General features: G+C 39.4%; 2 protein-coding genes. One reads left to right on the top strand and one right to left on the bottom strand.

The window, feature by feature from the left end; all coding sequences use genetic code 11:
- Positions 1 to 98 precede the first annotated feature (98 nt).
- On the top strand, positions 99 to 470 hold the full coding sequence (locus tag BMG01_RS10605) for a hypothetical protein (protein WP_233127311.1): 372 nt from the start codon (positions 99 to 101) through the stop codon (positions 468 to 470).
- On the opposite strand, the gene BMG01_RS10600 is transcribed toward BMG01_RS10605, so the two are convergent.
- Positions 471 to 996, bottom strand: a 526-nt coding sequence (locus BMG01_RS10600; RefSeq protein ID WP_084939553.1) for an IS3 family transposase, incomplete at its 5' end; no start/stop codon positions are given. It abuts the gene before it with no gap.

The raw sequence follows: 996 nt of genomic DNA, 5'->3' as shown, positions 1-996 counted from the left end.
CCTTAACTGGACTATTGCTGACATGGATTTGGCAAACAGCTACAACCGCTGGTGGCGGAAACGTCATCAACTGGCCATTCTGAACGGGGGAATAAGATATGTTTGGGAAGAAAAAACAAACTAGTATTGGTGATCCATTTTTTGCCCGCGTTGAACAAACTGAAATTGATCTCAATGATGAGGTGATTAAAGACCTGGCAGAAAAAAGTGGGGTAAGTGAAAGCTGGCCGAATGTATCACTGTCAGGGCTACAACAATTCGCTGCTGGTTTGGTCAATGATGTGGTTCGCGCAGGTGATCATGATGTTCGTTTCGGCAATGTCGTCTACTTTATCACTAACGAAAAAGGTCGTGCTGAGCCAACCGGATTAAGTTGGGAAAGAGCGACATTAACAGCAGGGTTTGAAAACATTGTTGTTAGTGCTCATAAGTCAATAATTCGGAATGTTTTTTATCTAGGGCTGAACTGATTAGGCAACGTTTATTTTTTGATTGGCAAGACTGATTCTTTCGTTGTTGAACCAATGAATATACTTGGACACATCTAAAATTAGATGTGCAATCGATGGAAACCGGAATTGATAAATCATTTCACGCTTTAATAGGGAGTGAAAACTTTCAATTTTGGCATTATCATATGGATGTCCTAGTTTTGAATACGAATGATCAATTTTATGTCGCTTTAACAAATTTTCAAAGCCAAAACTAGTGAACTGACTGCCCATATCAGTATGTAAATAATTTGGTTTTTTATCAGTTGACAGCGATCTTTGTAGTGTTGTAACTACCAATTTGGTATCCATCGTGGCACTGATTTGATGGGCTAATATCTTACGCGTTTGTAACTCTAAAACTGATGCTAAATAGACCCACTGACCATTACTCAACTTTAAATAAGTGATGTCCATGCTCCAAGCGTTGGCTTCGGGTAAATGCCTGATTAAGTTGGGACGTTGACGATAATCAACAGTTGTCGTTGGTTTGTTAAATCGACGA

The sequence above is a fragment of the Leuconostoc sp. BM2 genome, assembly GCF_002095565.1.
Classification (GTDB): Bacteria; Bacillota; Bacilli; order Lactobacillales; family Lactobacillaceae; genus Leuconostoc; species Leuconostoc falkenbergense.
Note: the sequence above shows the minus strand (reverse complement) of the source record. Positions and strands in the feature narration are given on the sequence as shown.